A 17,025-nucleotide genomic window follows, 5' to 3' on the forward strand; every position below is an offset into this window, starting at 1 on the left:
GGCGAGGACGGTCCTTGCGCACTGGACCGGGCACTACATCTTCAACGTCGACATCACGTCGAACCTCCTTCGATGCATGCTGCTGTACTCATGCGACTTCGTGTCGCACGGCGATGTTGAGCCAGGACCCGTGTTTGGGGGTGTGGTGGATCTCCAGGCGTTGGGCCAGAGAGAAGGCCTCGTCGGGCGCGAAGGCTTCGTAGAGCGAGGCGATGCCGTGGGTGCCCGAGGTTGTCCATGACCAGCACCACGGTCTCGACGTCGGGATAGTCCACGGTCAGTAGTTCCTTTGACCTGACTGGCCCAGTCGACTTTGGTGCGTTGAGCCAGGGCGTGTACGCGACGCCACCCTGGTAGTGGTTCTGTCCACACGAAGATCGAGCAGGTGCCGCACCGGACGTATTCGCTGTCCTGGCAGGCATCGCAGCCTGGGCGGGCGGGGAGCGGGTCGCGGACGTGGCCGAGTAGCTGGAAGGGTTTTTCGTCCCTGCACACGACCGGGCGGGCGGGATTGTGTGGCCGGGCGTAGACGGATAGGACGTCTTCCCTGCGGGCGGCGAACTCGGCGTTCGCTCGTGGCGGGATGTTCCAGCACTTCCTCAGATGAGGGCGCAGTTCCGTTTTTTTTAAGACCCGGCCGATGGTGGAGTGGTCCAGGTTCGGAATGTCCTCGGTGAGTTCGACGTGTTTTTCCAGCAACCGCAACGACCATCGGGCATGCCCCGGTGGCGGTTGTGAGCACGCCAGGGCGATCAGCCGGGCCTCGACCTCACCGGTCACCGGGGACGGCACCGGCGGAAGATCGCGCTTCTTGCGCGAGATCGTGGCAAGGACATCGCCGCCGGTCTCGGCGAACCGCTTGGCGACCAGTCGCAGCATCTCGCCCGAGACCCCGAGCCGGGCCGCGATCACTTCCTTCGCATCGACCTCACCCACCGAGGTGTCCAACGCGAGCAGCACCCGCGCCCGCCTGATCACCGATGCCGAATGCACACCCGTGGTGCTCAGCCGAAACAACTCTTCACGATCCCGCGCCGACAACGTGACCGGCCACTTCAACTCTGAAGACACCACAACCATCCTTGTCCGGCAGGAAAAGACCTGCCAGACAACAGCTTCCCAGCCACACGCACCATAACTAAGCAGCGACACACTACTAGTCTTCGCACACCGTTACTTGGTCCGGGGTGGGTCGTGTGCGGTGTTGCGGATGGGTCTTCGTTCCGGATCCAGCTACGCAGGCGGGATCCATTCGATGATTCCGTTACGCAACCGCATATCCCACCCACCATGATGAAGCAGGTGGTGATGTCTCTCGCAGGCAAGCCCGAGATTGACGATATCCGTCGGGCCTCCGACACCACCAGGATCACTCCAGTGCACAATGTGGTGTGGCGTTGCCCATTTCGGGCCTCGTGAACACCCCGGACCGGTACACCCACGATCCCGGATGATCAACGCCCGGCGTTGCGCCGGAGTCGCCGTCCGGACCGCGCGGCCCAAGTCGAGGACTTCACTGGCACCGTTCAGTACCGCTGGTACGGCTTTCGCGTCGCAGCACATCCGCCGCAATTGACTCACACTCATGGCGCCGTATCCGTCGAGTATGACTATGCCTGCGCGGCGTTCCAGCTCTTCCAGTCCGATCGTCACCGTGACGACGGCCCGTTCACCGGCCTTGACCGGTAGGTCGGGGGAGCGTCCGGCGAGGTCGAAGATCGCCGCCAGCGCATCACCGTGACGCTGCGCCGCCGTCCGCGGATCCCGGTTACCGAACACATCAACCGGATCAGGCTTCGCCAACGGAATCAGCATGTTCTCCGCGAAATGCCCGGCCTCAGGATCAAACTCACCCGAGTACTTCATCCGACCATCACGCGTGAACGAGTAGCGAAACTCCCGGTGGGGCCGGGACAGGTCCCGCTCACGATCCTCCGGCTTCTTGTCCAGCACATCCCAGTACCCCAGCACCCGCCGACCGACCTTCCGGACGGTGGTGGGGATCGCCTGCTGCGACAACTCGACCAGAGTGGCCTCGTGCGCCGCGACCTCCTCCGCCGACACTGAGTCAGGAGCCTGCGAGAGGACGTGCTCGATCTCGTGGGCATGTTCCCGGTTGATCTCGCCGGACTCCAACGCCTTCCGCATCAACGGAAGCACCGCAGTAGCCTGAGCGACACGAGCGGAGGCTTCCCTCTTCGACACCCGCAACGACAGCGCCAGCATCGTCGCCGTGTCACGGAAACCCTTCTCCACAGACAAACCGCGCTTGTCGATGTCACCGACGAGATCCAGCATCCGCGCATACACACGACACAAATCCCGTTCGACAGCAAGAAGCCCAGCAGTCAGCTCCCCATCGGAAAGCTGCCACACCGGCATCATCTCATCGACACTCATACCCTCACTCTACCCGAACATTTGTTCGATTCACCACCCGTTCAGGTACGACTGACCAACTTTTTCCGGCAACGTCAGAAACCCTTACACAATAACAATCTCGTGAAAGAACGGAGGACCACCGCGAGGACACCCGCCCTAGATCCCGGTCGAAAGCCTCAATCAGGACGGGCGCGACCAGTCGTGGCACGAACGACCAAAGTGCTCTCGAGGGTCGGTGTCCACTGTGGCCGGATCATGGGTGAGGCCGACGCCGCGTTCGGCGACCCGTTGCGCAGGGGCGCCGCCGATCACCGGGTCACGCCGCCCCGCGCTCGTCGGCCGATCGCCTGCGTAGCACCGGCCGGGTGATGGCAGGCGGTGTGTAGGACACGTCGAGTGGGCCGATGTCGGTGCCGGGCGGTGCTATCTGGTCGATCCGGTCGAGGAGGTCGTCGTCCAGGGTGATGTGGGCGCCGGCGAGGAGGTCGTCGAGGTGTTCCATGGTGCGGGGCCCGAGGATCGCCGAGGTGACGCCCGGACGGGTCACCGCGAACGCCATCGCCAGGTGGGTCATCGGCAGACCGGCCTCCGCGGCCAGCGGGATGAGCCGTTCGACGACATCGAGGGTGCGTTCGTCGGTCATGTGCTGGGGAACCCAGTGTGTCCGCGCGTTTTGAACCGGGGGCCGGCCCTTGCGGTAGCGGCCGGTGAGCAGGCTCATCCCCAGCGGGCCCCACACCAGCGCGCCCATGCCGTAGCGCTGGCAGGTGGGTAAGACCTCACGTTCGATCCCGCGGTTGAGGATCGAGTACGGGGGCTGCTCGGTGCGGAAGCGTGCCAGTCCCCGTTTCTCGGCCACCCACTGGGCTTCGACGATCTCCGTGGCCGGGAAGTTCGACGAGCCGATCGCGCGCACCTTGCCAGTGCGCATCAGGTCGGTGAGCGCGGAGAGCGTCACCTCGATTGTCGGGGTCGGGGTGGCTGACCTGGTAGAGGTCGATGTAGTCGGTCTGCAGGCGGCGCAGGGGGTTCTCGACCTCGGTGACGATCCAGCGCCGAGAGCTGCTGGCCTGGTTGGAGTCCTCACCCACCCGGCCGTTGACCTTGGTGGCGAGCACGACGTCGTCGCGACGTCCTTTCACCGCCGTGCCGACGATTTCCTCGGACTCGCCGTAGGAGGACACGTCCGCGGTGTCGATGAAGTTGATCCCGGAATCGAGGGCACGGTGGATGATCCGGACACAGTCGTCCTGGTCCTTGTTGCCCACGACACCGAACATCATGGTGCCCAGACAGTAAGGGCTGACCCGGATTCCGGTCCGCCCCAGCGTGCGCGTCTTCATGATGATGCCGTTCCCTTCGATGCTGAATTCGCGGACAGGGCATGATCAGGAAGCGGCGTGGGGGCTGACGACGTCCACGACCCAGGTGATGCCGAAACTGTCCTTGAGCATCCCGTAGAGGGGCACCCACTGCGCCGGCGGTTCCACGACGGTCGAACCCTTGGCGAGCTTCTCCCACAGCACGGTGATCTCCTCGGCCGTGTCCCCGCGCAGCGAGATGAAGAACGGGATCTCGCCCGCACTCCACGACTGGGCAGCCGGTACGTCGTAGGCCATGACGCGGAAGCCGTTCTCGGCGGCGACCTGGCCCCACTTCACCTGCTTCGCCTCGGACGGGTCCTCGACGATCCCCATGTCCTCGTTGGTGATGATCATCAGATCGCCGCCGAACACGGACTGGTAGAACTCGAGTGCTGCGCGGACGTCACCGCGGAAGTTCAGGTGGGTGACGCTGACGGTCATGAGGTGCTCTTTGATACGGGGCGGGGGCTTGCTGACAACCACGACTCTCGCAGGAGAAGAGGTCAGTTTTGGACCTCTTCTCACGGCGCTGTCGACGTCTCGCCCCCTCCGGGCGCACCGTGCGCCGCGATGTCGCCCATCGGGACGCGATACCGTCCTCGCGAATGGGCTAACACTTTGCCTTGCGTTAACCCTTTTCCACAGTGGACAGCGCGTTTGTCGTTGCTTGGTAACGATCCTGGTTCGCGAGCCGACAGAAGTGGCGGCGTGCCAAGGCACGATGGTCTCGTGTGGCTGGTCCGTCGCCGGACCCTGTCCGTTCGAGCAAGGGAGCGCGCAATGCCGCGTAGGCCCCGTCCACTCACCGTCCCCACCATCGGCGTCACCATTCTCGGCGTTGTCGCGCTGAGCCTGTTCGCGGTACCCACCGCCACCGCGCAACCGTTCGGCTTCACCGCGCTCAGCCCCGTCCAGCAACGCCACGTCTCCGGCCTGATGTCCACCGTCCTCAACGGCGAAGACCCCGCCAACATCGCCCGGCGCGCGGCAGCGGGCACCGCCACACCGGCGGCCGCGAGCGCGTGTGTGAACCAGTTCGGCGCGAACGTCAAGGTCAACCAGAACTGCCTCAACCTCACCGACGCGGACCTGCAGGGACGAGGGCAGTCGCAGAACGAGACCTGGGCGGCGGCCGACCCGAACAATCCGCAGCACGTCATCTCCAGCTACAACGACTACCGGCGCGGCGACGGCACCTGTGGCGTGACCTACTCGCTCGACGGGGCCCGCACCTGGGCCGACGCCACCACCCCCAACGGCTTCGTCCGGGGCGCGGACTTCGGCGGCACACCCAGGGAGTACTGGCAAAGCGGCGGCGACACCTCTGTCGCCTGGGACTCCCGCGGCAACGCCTACCTGTCGTGCCAGGTGTTCAACCGCGGCGCGGCGACGTCACCCAACCCCGACCAGTCCAGCGCGTTCCTCGTATACCGCTCCACCGGCACCAACGGGGCGTCCTGGAACTTCACCGGCCGACCCGTCGCCACCCACAACGACACCGCCGGAGCCGGGAACTTCCTGCTCGACAAACAACTGCTGACCGTCGACAACAACGTCCGCAGCCCGTACCGCGACCGCGTATACCTGTCCTGGACCACCTTCGCCGACGACGGCACCGCCTACATCTACGAGGCCTACTCCGCCGACTACGGCGAAACCTTCTCCGCACCGGTCCTGGTCAGCGCCGACAGCGCGCTGTGCCCGAACGGCCTGGGCGCCCCCACCCCGCGGGGACGGTGCACCCAGAACCAGGACTCACAACCCTTCGTCGGCCCCGACGGCGCGCTGTACGTCGTCTACGACAACTTCAACAACGCGCTGACCACACCTACCGACAACCACAGCCAGGTCCTGCTGTCCCGGTCGGCCGACGGCGGGCAGAGCTTCACCGCGCCCGTCCTCGTCTCGACCTACAACGAACTCCCCGACTGCGCCGCCTACCAGAACGGCCAGGACCCCGGTCGGGCCTGCGTCCCGGAAAAGGGCCCCTCGGCCAACTCGATCTTCCGCGCGAGCAACTACCCCATCGGCGCCGTGGACCCCCAGCACCCCCACCGGATCATCGTCACCCACGGCTCCTACCTCAACCGCAACTCCAACGAAAACACCGGCTGCACGCCCGCCGGGATCAACCCCGCGACCGCGCTCAACCTCTACACCGGAGTAAAGACCGGAACCTGCAACAACGACATCGTGCTGTCCACCTCCGACAATTCCGGAGCCACGTTCACCGGTACCGGCACCGACGTCCGGCAGCTTCCCGTGGTGACCACCGGGAACGGACAGGCCCGCACCGACCAGTTCTGGCAAGGAGCCGCGTTCAGCCCGGACGGCACCTTCGCGGTCAGCTACTACGACCGCCGATACGGCTCGGACGAGAACACCGGTTTCTCCGACATCACCGTGTCCACCTCCCGCGGCGGCACCGCCTTCACCCACACCCGAGCGACGTCGGGCAGCATGCCACCACCCACCCAGTTCAACGGCACCTTCTACGGCGACTACGCCGGAATCGCCGTCACCAGCCGCACCGCCTACCCGGTCTGGTCCGACACCCGCCCGGTCGACCTGTTCCTCTGCCCAGGAACCGGCACCCCGGCCAACCCGCCACGAACCTGCCAAGCCGGCGCGCCCAACGCCTCGATCGCCAACGACCAGGACACCTACATCACCGCCGTCGATCTCCACTGACCTGACAAGGACGCCAGCGACCACGACCTGACGGCTGCGGGGTTGCTCGAACGTCTGGCACCCGGCGCGAAAGTGCCCGTTAAGTGCCCATCGAGCCCGCAGGGTTCGAGACAATAAGGAAGGCCCAGGTCGTGTGACCTGGGCCTTCTTGCTCCCCCGCTTGGACTCGAACCAAGAACCCTCCGGTTAACAGCCGAATGCTCTGCCAGTTGAGCTACAGGGGAACGTCGCTCTGCTGTTCGGATCGCTCCGTCCAACGAGAAGAACTTTAGCCCATGCCACCAGGTCGCTGTGAGGTACCCCCCTCTTCCCGAAGGCCACCGCCCGGAGCCGGTTTGGGGGACAATGGAGGCAGGGCAAGATCGACAGGGAGGCGTGGACACGGATGAAGAAGTTCCTGCTGGGCGTGGCCGCGGGCTACGTGCTGGGCGCGAAGGCGGGCCGGGGGCGGTACGAGCAGATCGTGCGGACGTACCGCAAGATCGCCGACCACCCCCTGGTCCAAGGCGGCGCCGGGGTGGCCCGCGCGAAGCTTGGCGAGAAGTTCGGCGGCCGTTTCCAGCGGTGAATCACCCGATAGTGGCAACGAAGAAGATCCGGCGGAACGCGAACCAGGTCGTGCCGTCGCCACGGGGCGGGTAGGCGTCGTCGAGCATCGGGGCCAGCCGGTCGCGGAAGCGCTGCCAGGCCTCCTCGTCCAGTGCCGCCTTGACGGGCCGGAGCGCGGTGCCGGTGATCCATTCCAGCACCGCGTCCGGTCCGGCGAGCCGTTGCAGGTACGTCGTTTCCCACGCGTCGACAGCGCAACCCGCGCCGGCGAGCAGCTCGCCGTAACCCTGCGGGGTGTCGACGGTTTCGTCCTCGCGGAACACGACATCGGCGAGCCGGGGAGCCCACTCGGGCGTCGCGGCCAGTTCGCGGACCAGCGAGTGCGAGGGGGCGGCGAAATTTCCGGGGACCTGGCAGGCGATCACCGCACCGGACGGCAGCTGCGCGACCCAGCGCGGGAGCAGCTCGCGGTGGTTGGGGACCCACTGCAGGACGGCGTTGGAAAGCAGCAGGTCGGTGTCCGGCCGGGGCGTCCAGTCACGGACGTCCACCACCTGGGCGTCGAGGCCCCTGCCGCGGGCCGCTTCGACCATCTCCGGCGAGCTGTCACTCGCCTCGATGATCGCGTCGGGCCAGCGTTTCGACAGGTCGACAGTCAGATTGCCGGGGCCGCAACCCAGGTCGGCCACCCGCCTCGGCCGGGTGACGGGGACACGGGCGAGCAGGTCGTAGAACGGCCTGCCGCGCAGGTCGGCGTAGTCGAGGTACTTCGCGGGATCCCACATGGCGCCTCCCAGAAGGACAAACAGTACATCCGTACCGCTGGATACAGTACGAGCGTACTGCTAGCTCCCGGGATTCGCCAGCTTCGCGGCGGCTTCCTCCGCGATCGCCGCCACCAACGCGACATCGGTGCCGAAATCGGGCCTGGCCTGCAGGATCGAGCCGTCGGTCCCGGACACCTTGCGGTGCACGAACCAGGCGCCGCCGCCGTCGAACTCCTTGCGGTACCGGGCGCGGATGGAGCCGTCCACGCGCTGGCGCACCAGCTGCGGCACCTTCGACGGCGCGGTCAGCCGGAACGCGACCGGTGTCCGATCGGCCAGCAGGACCGCCGAACCCGCCTTCCCGGTCTCCTCGGACTCGGTCAGCGTGAACACCCCGTCGGCCCAGGTGGCCTTGCCGACCAGGTGCCAGCCGACCCGGCGGACGCCTTCGCCGTCGGGAATCCACAGCCCCAGCGGGGTGACGACGAGATACCCGCCGCCCTCGACCGCCACGCTGCCCACCGCGTGCTCCCCCGCGTCGAGCGTCCCGGTGAACCCGTCCGGGACGCGGTCGCCCAGCAGCTGTTTCAGCCAGCCCATGTCGCTATACCAATCCGCCGCTCGCCGCTTGGTTCCGCAACGCCTTCCGATACTGCTCCAGCGCGACCAGGTCGCCGAACAGCGCGCGGTAGTCGTCCGGCGCCTCGATCGGCGACAGCCGTTGCAGCTTCGATTTGATCTCGCCGATCTGACGGCCGACGAGGCTCTCCTGCACCGCCGAGAGCACCGCGGAGATGTAGCGGGAGTCGACCTCGCCCTTGGCGCGCAAGGGTTCCACCGACAGTTCGCTGAGCACCCGGCGAGGTGTCCCTTGTGGACAGTGCGGGGCCGCCGCGTCGAGCAGCGCGGGGCCGGTCAGCCCCGAAGCAGCGCCGCCCGCGGCGAGCACGGCCCGGTGGACCGCGACATACACCGGATGGGTGAAGGCCTCTTCGGGCAGCGCGTCGTACTCCGGGCCTGCGATCGCGGGCTGCTGCAAAGCGGCCTTGAGCGCCTCGCGCTGGGCGGTGAAGCGTGGATCGCCCGGGGCGGGACGCGGGATCTCGTGCTCGGCCGCGGCGGCCGCCGCGGCCGCCGGGTCCTGCTGGGGACGGCGCAGCGGCGGGCCGCCGCGCTTCGCCGTCGCGCCCGCGCTGCCGCGGACGCGGTTGACCACCTGGGCGACGTCCTGCCAGCCGACCCACCAGGCCAGCTTCGAGGCGTACCCGTCACGACTCGCGCGGTCCTTGATGTTCGCCACCATCGGCACGGTCTTCTGCAGCGCCTGGACCTGGCCGTCGACGGAGTCGAGGTCGAAGGATTTCAGCGAGCTCTTGATCGCGAACTCGAACAGCGGGATCCGCCGCGCGACCAGGTCGCGGACGGCGGTATCGCCCTTGGCGAGCCGGAGTTCACACGGATCCATGCCGTCGGGCGCGACCGCGATGTACGTCTGCCCGGCGAAGGTCTGATCGCCCTCGAACGCCTTGAGCGCCGCTTTCTGCCCGGCCTCGTCGCCGTCGAAGGTGAAGATGACCTCGCCGCGGAACGCGTCGTCGTCCATCATCAACCGCCGCAGGACCTTCATGTGGTCCTCGCCGAACGCCGTGCCCGAGGACGCCACGGCCGTCGGCACGCCTGCCGCGTGCATCGCCATCACGTCGGTGTAGCCCTCGACCACGACCACCTGGTGCCGCTTCGCGATCTCGCGTTTGGCCAGGTCGAGGCCGAACATCACATGCGACTTCTTGTAGATCGACGTCTCCGAGGTGTTGAGGTACTTCGCCTCGATGCGGTCGTCGTCGAACAGCCGCCGCGCGCCGAAGCCGACGACCTCGTTGCCGACGTCGCGGATCGGCCACACCAGCCGCCGGTGGAACCGGTCGATCGGCCCGCGCTGGCCCTCCTTGGTCAGCCCGGACGCCAGCAGCTCCTTGACCTCGAACCCGCGGTTGAGCAGGGTCTTGGTCAGTTTGTCCCAGCCGCTGGGGGCGAATCCGCAGCCGAACGTCTTCGCGGCGGAGGCGTCGAACCCGCGCTCGGACAGGAAGTCCCTGGCCGCGCGCGCGTCCGGGGTGGCCAGCTGCTCGGCGTAGAACTCCTGGGCCGCGCGGTGCGCCTCGATCAGCCTCGACCGGGTGCCGCGGTCGCGCTGGACACTGCCGCCGCCACCCTCGTAGGTGAGCCGGAAGCCGACCCGGTCGGCCAGCCGCTCGACGGACTCGACGAACGAGATCAGGTCGATCTTCTGGACGAACTTGATGACGTCGCCGCCCTCGCCGCAGCCGAAGCAGTGGAAGGTGCCATGCGAGGGACGCACGTTGAACGACGGGGTCTTCTCGTTGTGGAAGGGGCACAACCCCTTCAGGCTGCCGCCGCCCGCGCTGCGCAGGGCCACGTAGTCCGCCACGACCTCGTCGATCCGGTTGCGCTCGCGCACCTCCGCGATGTCGCTCTCCCGAATCAGTCCCGCCACGCCTGCCACTCTAGTTCTCCCCGTCCCGGCGGGGTGCGGCACACTCGTCCTATGAGCAGCACGTCACCCGCGCTGACCGCGCTGGCCGGGGAATTCGCCGCCCTGCGGCCGCAACTGGTCTCGGTCGCCTACCGCCTGACCGGCACGATGGCCGACGCCGAGGACGCCGTGCAGGAGTCCTGGCTCCGGTTGAGCGGGCTGGACGAGCCGCGCCGCGCCGCGATCGAGGACCGCAAAGGCTGGCTGACCACCGTCGTCAGCCGGATCTGCCTGGACCGGCTGCGCTCGGCGGCGGTGCGGCGCGAGCGGTACGTCGGCTCGTGGCTGCCCGAGCCGGTCGTCGCGCCACTGGGTTCGCCGTTGTCGGAGGACCCGCTCGCCGTGGCGGTGCGCGACGACGGCATGCGGATGGCCGCGATGGTGGTGCTCGACAAGCTCAACCCCGAGCAGCGCGTCGCGTTCGTGCTGCACCACGCGTTCGCGGTGCCGTTCGGTGAGATCGCCGGCATCCTCGGCTGCACGCCGGACGCCGCCCGCCAGCACGGCTCCCGCGGCCGCCGGGCGGTGGCCGACGCCGACCCGCCGCCCCGGGCGGCGCCCGCCGAGCAGCAGCGGCTGATCGAGCGCTTCCTGGCCGCGGTGCTGGCCGGGGACGTCCGCGCGGTGGCCGAGGTGCTGCACCCGGACGTCGTGTTCGTCGGCGACGGCGGCGGCAAGGCCAAGACGGCGCTGCGCAGCATCGCCGGTGTGGACAAGCTGTTCAGGCTCTTCCAGGGACTGCTCCGGCTGTACGACCCGGCCGCGCTCACCGCGTTCGCGCCGGTGCTGGTCAACGGTGACATCGGGCTCCACCTCCCCGCCCGGCCCGCGAGCGGCGGCTACCAGGCGCTCGACAGTCACGTCACCTGTTTCGTGGTGCACGACGGCCGGATCGACGCGATCTACGACGTGGCCAACCCCGACAAGCTGACCACCCTCACGCATCAGACGCCCTCTTAGCGGTCACTTTCGGTAGTTCTTCGGGGGTGTTGGTGGAGCGTGGTCTGATTCGCTCGAGTGTGGGACTCGGCCCCCTGAGTGTGGGACTCGCGGAGGAACTGCGCGCCGTGCGGCGAGTCCCACACTCAGGCGTGCGAGTTCCACGTTCACCTTCGCGCCCGCGGCCCCTCCACCGCGTCCGTCCGAACTCCGATTCCACGCCTCCCCCCCGCGGTCGGACCCGCGACTCGTCGACGAGTCGCGAGCGGACGTGCGGGGTCAGGTCAGGGCATGGGGACTTGGCAGGCGTCGCCCGAGGTGAAGCCCTGGGCGGTGACCTCCAGCGCGGTGTTGATGCGGCCGCGCATGTTCTCCAGGGCGACCAGGTACGTCAGTTCGAGCAGGCCCTTGCGGCCGAACTCCCGTTCCAGCGCGGTGGTCTGCTCGCCGGTGACCGTCACCGGCGAGGTCGTCATCGCGTCGGCGTACGCGAGCGCGAGTCGCTCCCCCGCACTGAACGCGGGCGAAGTCGCATAGTCGTCGATCGACTTCAGCCGCTCGATGTCGAGGCCGCTGTGCAGCTGCAGCATGGTGGCGAAGTCGACGCACCACGAGCAACCGAGCCGCGTCGCCACCCGGAACTGCGCGAGCTCCCGCACGTTGGCTGGCAACGTCTTCGCGGCCTTCTCCACGAGCAGCTCGTGCACCCCGCCCGTACGCAGGAGGCCGGGGTGGTGCGCCATGATCGCGAACGGCTCGGGGACGGCGCCGTAGCGCCTGACCGCGAACCGGTAGAGCAACTTGAGCAGCGGTCCGGCCTGAGCGGTGGTGACCGCGGGGATGCGGGCCATGGTGTCCTCCTCTTTCTGGCGGTTACCAGGAGGACGAGACGGCGGACCCGGTTGTGACAAGAGCGTTCCGCACGGAGGTCTCCCGCTGCTACGGCGTGACGGCCCGGACGTCCCACACCCAGACGCCCTCGACGAACTGGCCCGGCTTGCGCAGCAGCAGATCCACCGTGCCGCGCAGCGCGTTGTCGTTGTCGCGGGGGATGAGGACGAGCACGTCCGCGTTCCAGTACCTCAGGTCCCGCAACGCTTCGGCGCGCTGGGTGTCGTTGACCGGCGGGATGTCCCCGGACTTGCGCACCTGCTCGAACAGCTTCGACGTCGGGCGCGGGTCGGCGCCGTAGCGGCCGCGGGGGTCGTCGGGCCCGCTCGGGCCGACGAAGTAGCCCTCGGGCATCGAATAGCCCAGGCCCGCGTCCAGCTGCCAGTGCAGCGGCTCGGATTCGCCGGTGCTGACCAGCGGCACCGGCACCACCGTGCCGCCGGGGTCGACGTAGGTCCGCCAGGTGCCCTGGGTGAAGAACGCGGGGCTCGACGGGCGCGTCTTGACCACCAGCGGGGTCGGGGCGATGGGCAGCAGGACGGCCCCGATCACGCCCAGCCACAGCAGCCGCAGCGGGAACGCGCGCTGTCCTTCGGCCGGTGCGGGCAGGGTGTCGGCCACGGTGGCCACGCGCTCGACGGCGATCGCGAGCAGGGCGCCGATCGCCGGGATGGCGGCCATCGCCAGGCGCGACTCCAGCAGGGAGTCGAGCAGCGGCAGGTGGGCGAGCCATTTCCACGGCCCGGGGATGCCGGTGTCCTCCTGCGCGGCCTTGATCTCCACCCCGAGGGAGAGCACCGCCATCACGACCATGGAAATGGCCAGCGACCTGGCCACCACCTCACGCCAGAGCCAGATCGTCAGCACGACCATCAGCCCGATCAGCGGCCAGCCGAAGAAGGCGTTCTCCTCGGTGCGGTTCATCGAGACCTCGGCGGCCGCCTTGGCGTCGCCCGCGAGCGACTGGGTGGCGAACCGGGTCATCGCCGCCGCGTCGTTGCCTGCCGGGCCGTGGTGCAGCGACTGGAAGCTCTGCGGGCCGAAGAACTGCCACCACAGCGGGAAAGCCACCAGCACGAGGAACACGGCGATCCCGACGCAGAGGCCCTTGGCCAGCGGTTTCACCATCGCCGGGAACTCACGGAACCGGGTGGCGAAGTACGCGAGCACGAAGACCAGGAAACCCAGCGCGAAGATCATCAGCGGCTCTTCGCCGAGGACGACCTGGAACGCGGTGAGCAGCCCGAGGTGGACGCCGTTGCGGATCGGCCGCTCGCCCCTGGCGATCTGGACGACCTTCAGGAAGAGGAACGGCAGCACGAACAGCACGACGAAGTTCGGGTGCGCGTTGCCGTGGGAGATCATCGGCGGCGCGAACCCGCAGAACAGGCCGCCGAGCGCGGCGCCGGTCCGGTGCCGCACGAGGTGCCGGGAGAACACCCAGTACCAGGCCGCGGCGGTGCCTGCCAGGCCAGCGGTCAGCACGATCGCCCAGGTCACGGTCGGGCCGAAGGTCAGCGTGATCGGCGCCAGCGGGATGGCCAGGCCGAACATCGAGGCGTTGGCCATCATGTTGACCCCGAGCGGGGCGTTCTGCAGGCCCGAGCTCAGCGGGTTCTCACCGTGGAGCAGCGAGTTCGCGGTGACGGAGACGTACCACTCCCACTGGTTCTGGTCGGCCGCGCTGTTCCACAGGTAGCCCTGGCCGAGGTCGAGCCAGAGGCCGTTGTACAGATACAGCGACAGCAGCAGGAAACCGCCCATGACCAGGACATCGGCCCCGGTGAAACGGCGTGGCCATGGCCGGGGGGCGGGGACGGGAGGCTCGTCCACCGCGGGGCGGGTGCTTTCAGACAGGTCCAGGCTCACTTCAGGCAGACGTCCTTGCTCGGGCGAAGGTTGCTGTTACGGGGTGATGGTCCGCACGTCCCACATCCAGACCCCATCGACGAATTGTCCCGGTTTGCGCACCAGCTGGTCCACGGTGGTACGAAAAGTGTCATCGTGTTCCCTCGGGACGACGATCAGCACGTCGGCTCTCCAGTACCTCAGGTCGTCCAGCGCCTGCTGGTGCTGGGCCTCGGTGACGGTCACGGCCATACCGGTCTGGCGGACGACGTCGAGCAGCGAGGACGTCGGCCGCTGCGCCGCGCCGTACCTGCCGCGCTTGTCCCCCGGCCCGCTCGGGCCGACGAAATAGCCCTCCGGCATGGCGTACTCCAGGCCCGCGTCGACCTGCCAGTGCAGCGGCTCCGACTCACCGGAGCCGGCCAGCGGCACCGGCACGACCGTCCCGCCGGGGCCGACGTAGATGCGCCAGGTGCCGTCGGCGAGGAACGCCGGGGTCGGCGGGCGCTCCTTGACGATCAGCTCGGTGGGCGCGACGGGCAGCAGCACGGCGACCACCGCGCCGATCCACAGCAGCCGGACCGGCAGCGGCCACGCGCCGGGAAGGGGCACCGGGGCCGCGAAGACACGGTCGGTGGCGAGCGCGAGCAGCGCACCGACCGCCAGTACGGCGCCCATCGCGAAGCGGGACTCCAGCACGGACTCGAACAACGGCAGGTCCGCCAGGAGTTTCCACGGCCCCGGCACGCCCGTGTCGTGGTGCGCCAGCACGAGTGTCGCGCCCAGCGAAAGCCAGGCCATGAGGAACATCGTGATCGCCAGCGAGCGCGCGACGGCCTCGCGCCACAGCCAGATCGTCACCACGACCATCAGCACGATCAGCGGCCAGCCGAAGAACGCGTTCTCCTCGGTCCGGTTGATCGACACGTCCGCGGCCGAGGTGGGGTCGCCCGCGAGCGACTGGGTGGCGAACCGCGTCATCGCGGCGGCGTCATTGCCGGACGGGCCGTGTTCGAGCGCCTGGTAGCTCTGCGGACCGAAAAACTGCCACCACAGCGGGAAAGCGACGAGCACGAACGCCAGCGCGGCGCCGACACCCAGCCCGATGCCCAGCGGCCGCAGCATCGCGCGAACGTCGCCGCGATGCTGCAGCAGGTAACAGACAGCGAAGACGGCGAAGGCCAGCGCGAAGATCAGCAGCGGCTCCTCGCCGAGGAAGATCTGGTACGCCGTCAGCAGGCCGAGGTGGATTCCGTCGCGCACCGGGCGTTCACCCTTGGCGAGCTTGACGACCTTCAGCGCGATGAACGGCAGGACGAACCAGGCGACGAAGTTGGGGTGCGCGTTGGCGTGGGAGATCATCGGCGGGGCGAACCCGCAGAACCCGGCGCCGATCGCGGCCGCCGCCCGGTGGCGCACGAGGTGGCGCGAGAACACCCAGTACCAGGCCGTCGCGGAGCCGGCGAGGCTGCCGGTGAGCACGACCGCCCAGGTGACCGTCGGGCCGAAGGTCAGGGTGACCGGCGTCAGCGGGATCGACACCCCGAGCATCGAGGTGTTGGCCATCATGTTCACGCCGAGCGGGTAGTCCTGCAGGTTCGAGGTGAGCGGATTCCACAGGTGCAGCAAGGATTTCGCGGTGACGGCGAAGAACCACTCCCACAGGTTCTGGTCCGAACCGCCGTTCCACAGATACCCGTGGCCGAGGTCGGACCAGAGCCCGCTGAACAGCAGCAACGTGAACACCAGGAACCCGGCGGCGATCGCCGAGTCCGCGAGCGCCCAGCGCCCGGGTCTCCCAGGGTGGCTGTCCGTCACGGGGCGACGACGCGCGCGAGGAAGTAGACCGCGCCGGTCTCCGCGTGGCGGATCAGCAGCAGGAACGGCCGGTCGACGCGGACGTCGACCGGCTCCGAGGTGATCATCGAGACCGCGCGCATCATCACCGCGGTCGCGGCCGCGCCCTCCAGGCCCTGCTCGTCGATGCGCAGGACGGCCTGATGCAGCACGTCGGAGACGACCAGCCGCGGGTCCGGGGACAGGCCGCCCAGGTCGGCGTCCGGGGTGAACATCGTGCGCACGCCGAGGGATTCGAGCGTCCCGGTCAGCGGGCTGGCGACGTCCAGGTCGAGCTTCGGCAGCGCGAGCCGGACGGACTCCGGGCCCATGCCGTCGATCAGCGCGGACAGGCCACCCGCGTCGAGCGCGGCTTCCGCCTCGGCGAGGTCACCGTCGGGCAGCAGCACGATCGCGTGCACTCCCCCGGCCGCGACCAGCCGGACGGCCTGCCAGCCGTCGGCGTGGGCGTACCCGACCCGCTCGTCGAGGTGCATCGTCGGCACCTGCCGCACGCCCGCGGGGGTGTGGAAGTCCGCCGGGCGGGTGGCTGCGTCGGGGAAGCGGAACGTCCACGCGGTGCGCAGGTAGAGCGCGTTGACCAGGCTGGCGACCGTGTCCGCGCGGACGGCGCCGGGCGGCAGCAGGGCGGGGATGAGCCCGTGGGTGGTCTCCGCGACGTCGTCGTTGATCAGCGCGCGGGCAGCCTCGGGCTCGGCGACGAACGGCGCGCTCGCGACCTTCCCGCCCGGCCAGCCTGCCAGTTCGGCGCGGAAGCCGTCTTCCAGCGGCAGCTGGTCCCACGCCCACAGCGTGTTGGCGACGGCGAGCACCGGTGTCTCGCGGTGAGTCTCCTGGGCCAGCTTCGCGGCTTCGCTCAGCAGCGCGGCATGAGCCGCCAAGTCGCCTTCGGTGGTGAGCAGCTCGACGAGCTCTTCGGCCGTCTTACCCCGCGCGCCTTGGGCGACCAGGCCCAGCGCGCTGGCGACGGAGTAGGGAGAGAAACACGCGTTCTCCCCGGCTGACGCGAGCGCCCGATGCACCGTGAGCGAGAAGTGGAGGTGGCTTTCGGCAACGTCCATGCGACGACGTTACCGTGACCCCTCCCGCCGCACCCCCCTCCCGCACCAACCCGCGAGCCAGTCCCGGCGCAAGCGCTGAGTGATTGCCCCTGAAGGCCACCCTCACGGCGGGTTACGCCGTG

Annotated in this window: 13 protein-coding genes, 1 tRNA gene and 1 pseudogene; 3 read left to right on the forward strand and 12 right to left on the reverse strand. The window is 68.6% G+C overall.

The features are described 5' to 3' along the window. Positions 1–33: 33 nt before the first annotated feature. The 4 genes and pseudogenes from QMK34_RS42685 to QMK34_RS42700 all read right to left on the reverse strand — a co-directional run bounded on the left by QMK34_RS42685 (position 34) and on the right by QMK34_RS42700 (position 4,187). Positions 34–1,071, reverse strand: coding sequence for a helix-turn-helix domain-containing protein (locus QMK34_RS42685; RefSeq protein ID WP_326420538.1), 1,038 nt, complete (start codon positions 1,069–1,071; stop codon positions 34–36). 162 nt (positions 1,072–1,233) lie between these two features. Next, positions 1,234–2,385 (reverse strand): HNH endonuclease signature motif containing protein, encoded by a 1,152-nt coding sequence (locus QMK34_RS42690; RefSeq protein ID WP_326420539.1) that lies wholly within the window; start codon positions 2,383–2,385, stop codon positions 1,234–1,236. Positions 2,386–2,698: 313 nt separating this feature from the next. Further along, positions 2,699–3,725: pseudogene (locus QMK34_RS42695) on the reverse strand (aldo/keto reductase). Between the two features lie 45 nt (positions 3,726–3,770). After that, complete coding sequence (locus QMK34_RS42700) at positions 3,771–4,187, reverse strand: VOC family protein (protein WP_326420540.1); 417 nt, start codon at positions 4,185–4,187, stop codon at positions 3,771–3,773. A gap of 339 nt (positions 4,188–4,526) precedes the next feature. Here QMK34_RS42700 and QMK34_RS42705 point away from each other — a divergent pair, with 339 nt between their 5' ends. Beyond that, a complete protein-coding gene (locus tag QMK34_RS42705; RefSeq protein WP_326420541.1) occupies positions 4,527–6,437 on the forward strand; it encodes a sialidase family protein in 1,911 nt (636 codons plus the stop codon). Positions 6,438–6,588: 151 nt separating this feature from the next. Here QMK34_RS42705 and QMK34_RS42710 read toward each other — a convergent pair. Beyond that, positions 6,589–6,661 (reverse strand) — tRNA-Asn (locus QMK34_RS42710). 161 nt (positions 6,662–6,822) lie between these two features. Here QMK34_RS42710 and QMK34_RS42715 point away from each other — a divergent pair. Then, positions 6,823–7,005, forward strand: a complete 183-nt coding sequence (locus QMK34_RS42715) for a hypothetical protein (RefSeq protein WP_326420542.1) — start codon at positions 6,823–6,825, stop codon at positions 7,003–7,005. Position 7,006: 1 nt separating this feature from the next. On the opposite strand, the gene QMK34_RS42720 is transcribed toward QMK34_RS42715, so the two are convergent. The 3 genes from QMK34_RS42720 to dnaG are packed head-to-tail and all read right to left on the reverse strand — an operon-like array spanning position 7,007 to position 10,277. Further along, positions 7,007–7,771, reverse strand: a complete 765-nt coding sequence (locus QMK34_RS42720; RefSeq protein ID WP_326420543.1) for a trans-aconitate 2-methyltransferase — start codon at positions 7,769–7,771, stop codon at positions 7,007–7,009. Positions 7,772–7,831: 60 nt separating this feature from the next. Further along, complete coding sequence (locus QMK34_RS42725; RefSeq protein ID WP_326420544.1) at positions 7,832–8,353, reverse strand: hypothetical protein; 522 nt, start codon at positions 8,351–8,353, stop codon at positions 7,832–7,834. Between the two features lie 4 nt (positions 8,354–8,357). Next, on the reverse strand, positions 8,358–10,277 hold the full coding sequence (gene dnaG / locus QMK34_RS42730) for a DNA primase (RefSeq protein WP_326420545.1): 1,920 nt from the start codon (positions 10,275–10,277) through the stop codon (positions 8,358–8,360). 42 nt (positions 10,278–10,319) lie between these two features. Here dnaG and sigJ point away from each other — a divergent pair, with 42 nt between their 5' ends. Further along, the gene (gene sigJ, locus QMK34_RS42735) at positions 10,320–11,267 is read left to right on the forward strand and encodes an RNA polymerase sigma factor SigJ (protein ID WP_326420546.1); all 948 of its coding nucleotides are present in this window, start codon (positions 10,320–10,322) and stop codon (positions 11,265–11,267) included. 263 nt (positions 11,268–11,530) lie between these two features. Here the strand turns inward: sigJ and QMK34_RS42740 are convergent, their stop codons facing one another. The 4 genes from QMK34_RS42740 to QMK34_RS42755 form a co-directional block, all read right to left on the reverse strand. Further along, positions 11,531–12,097, reverse strand: coding sequence for a carboxymuconolactone decarboxylase family protein (locus tag QMK34_RS42740; protein WP_326420547.1), 567 nt, complete (start codon positions 12,095–12,097; stop codon positions 11,531–11,533). 88 nt (positions 12,098–12,185) lie between these two features. Then, the gene (locus QMK34_RS42745; protein ID WP_326420550.1) at positions 12,186–13,901 is read right to left on the reverse strand and encodes a glycosyl transferase; all 1,716 of its coding nucleotides are present in this window, start codon (positions 13,899–13,901) and stop codon (positions 12,186–12,188) included. Positions 13,902–14,042: 141 nt separating this feature from the next. Continuing rightward, positions 14,043–15,803 carry a glycosyl transferase gene (locus tag QMK34_RS42750; RefSeq protein WP_326420548.1) on the reverse strand — a complete coding sequence of 587 codons (1,761 nt, stop codon included), beginning with the start codon at positions 15,801–15,803 and terminating at the stop codon, positions 14,043–14,045. After that, on the reverse strand, positions 15,800–16,903 hold the full coding sequence (locus QMK34_RS42755) for a serpin family protein (protein ID WP_326420549.1): 1,104 nt from the start codon (positions 16,901–16,903) through the stop codon (positions 15,800–15,802). The genes QMK34_RS42750 and QMK34_RS42755 overlap by 4 nt, the downstream gene beginning before the upstream one ends. Positions 16,904–17,025 lie beyond the last annotated feature (122 nt).

This window comes from Amycolatopsis sp. H20-H5 (assembly GCF_035828755.1).
In the GTDB taxonomy this organism is placed as follows: Bacteria; Actinomycetota; Actinomycetes; order Mycobacteriales; family Pseudonocardiaceae; genus Amycolatopsis.

Coding starts and splice junctions, on each gene's coding strand:
- QMK34_RS42690 (WP_326420539.1), bottom strand. CDS start 2,385: ATGATGCCGGTGTGGCAGCTTTCCGATGGGGAGCTGACTGCTGGGCTT.
- QMK34_RS42705 (WP_326420541.1), top strand. CDS start 4,527: ATGCCGCGTAGGCCCCGTCCACTCACCGTCCCCACCATCGGCGTCACC.
- QMK34_RS42725 (WP_326420544.1), bottom strand. CDS start 8,353: ATGGGCTGGCTGAAACAGCTGCTGGGCGACCGCGTCCCGGACGGGTTC.
- QMK34_RS42715 (WP_326420542.1), top strand. CDS start 6,823: ATGAAGAAGTTCCTGCTGGGCGTGGCCGCGGGCTACGTGCTGGGCGCG.
- QMK34_RS42700 (WP_326420540.1), bottom strand. CDS start 4,187: ATGACCGTCAGCGTCACCCACCTGAACTTCCGCGGTGACGTCCGCGCA.
- sigJ (WP_326420546.1), top strand. CDS start 10,320: ATGAGCAGCACGTCACCCGCGCTGACCGCGCTGGCCGGGGAATTCGCC.
- QMK34_RS42755 (WP_326420549.1), bottom strand. CDS start 16,903: ATGGACGTTGCCGAAAGCCACCTCCACTTCTCGCTCACGGTGCATCGG.
- QMK34_RS42745 (WP_326420550.1), bottom strand. CDS start 13,901: ATGGGCGGTTTCCTGCTGCTGTCGCTGTATCTGTACAACGGCCTCTGG.
- QMK34_RS42740 (WP_326420547.1), bottom strand. CDS start 12,097: ATGGCCCGCATCCCCGCGGTCACCACCGCTCAGGCCGGACCGCTGCTC.
- QMK34_RS42720 (WP_326420543.1), bottom strand. CDS start 7,771: ATGTGGGATCCCGCGAAGTACCTCGACTACGCCGACCTGCGCGGCAGG.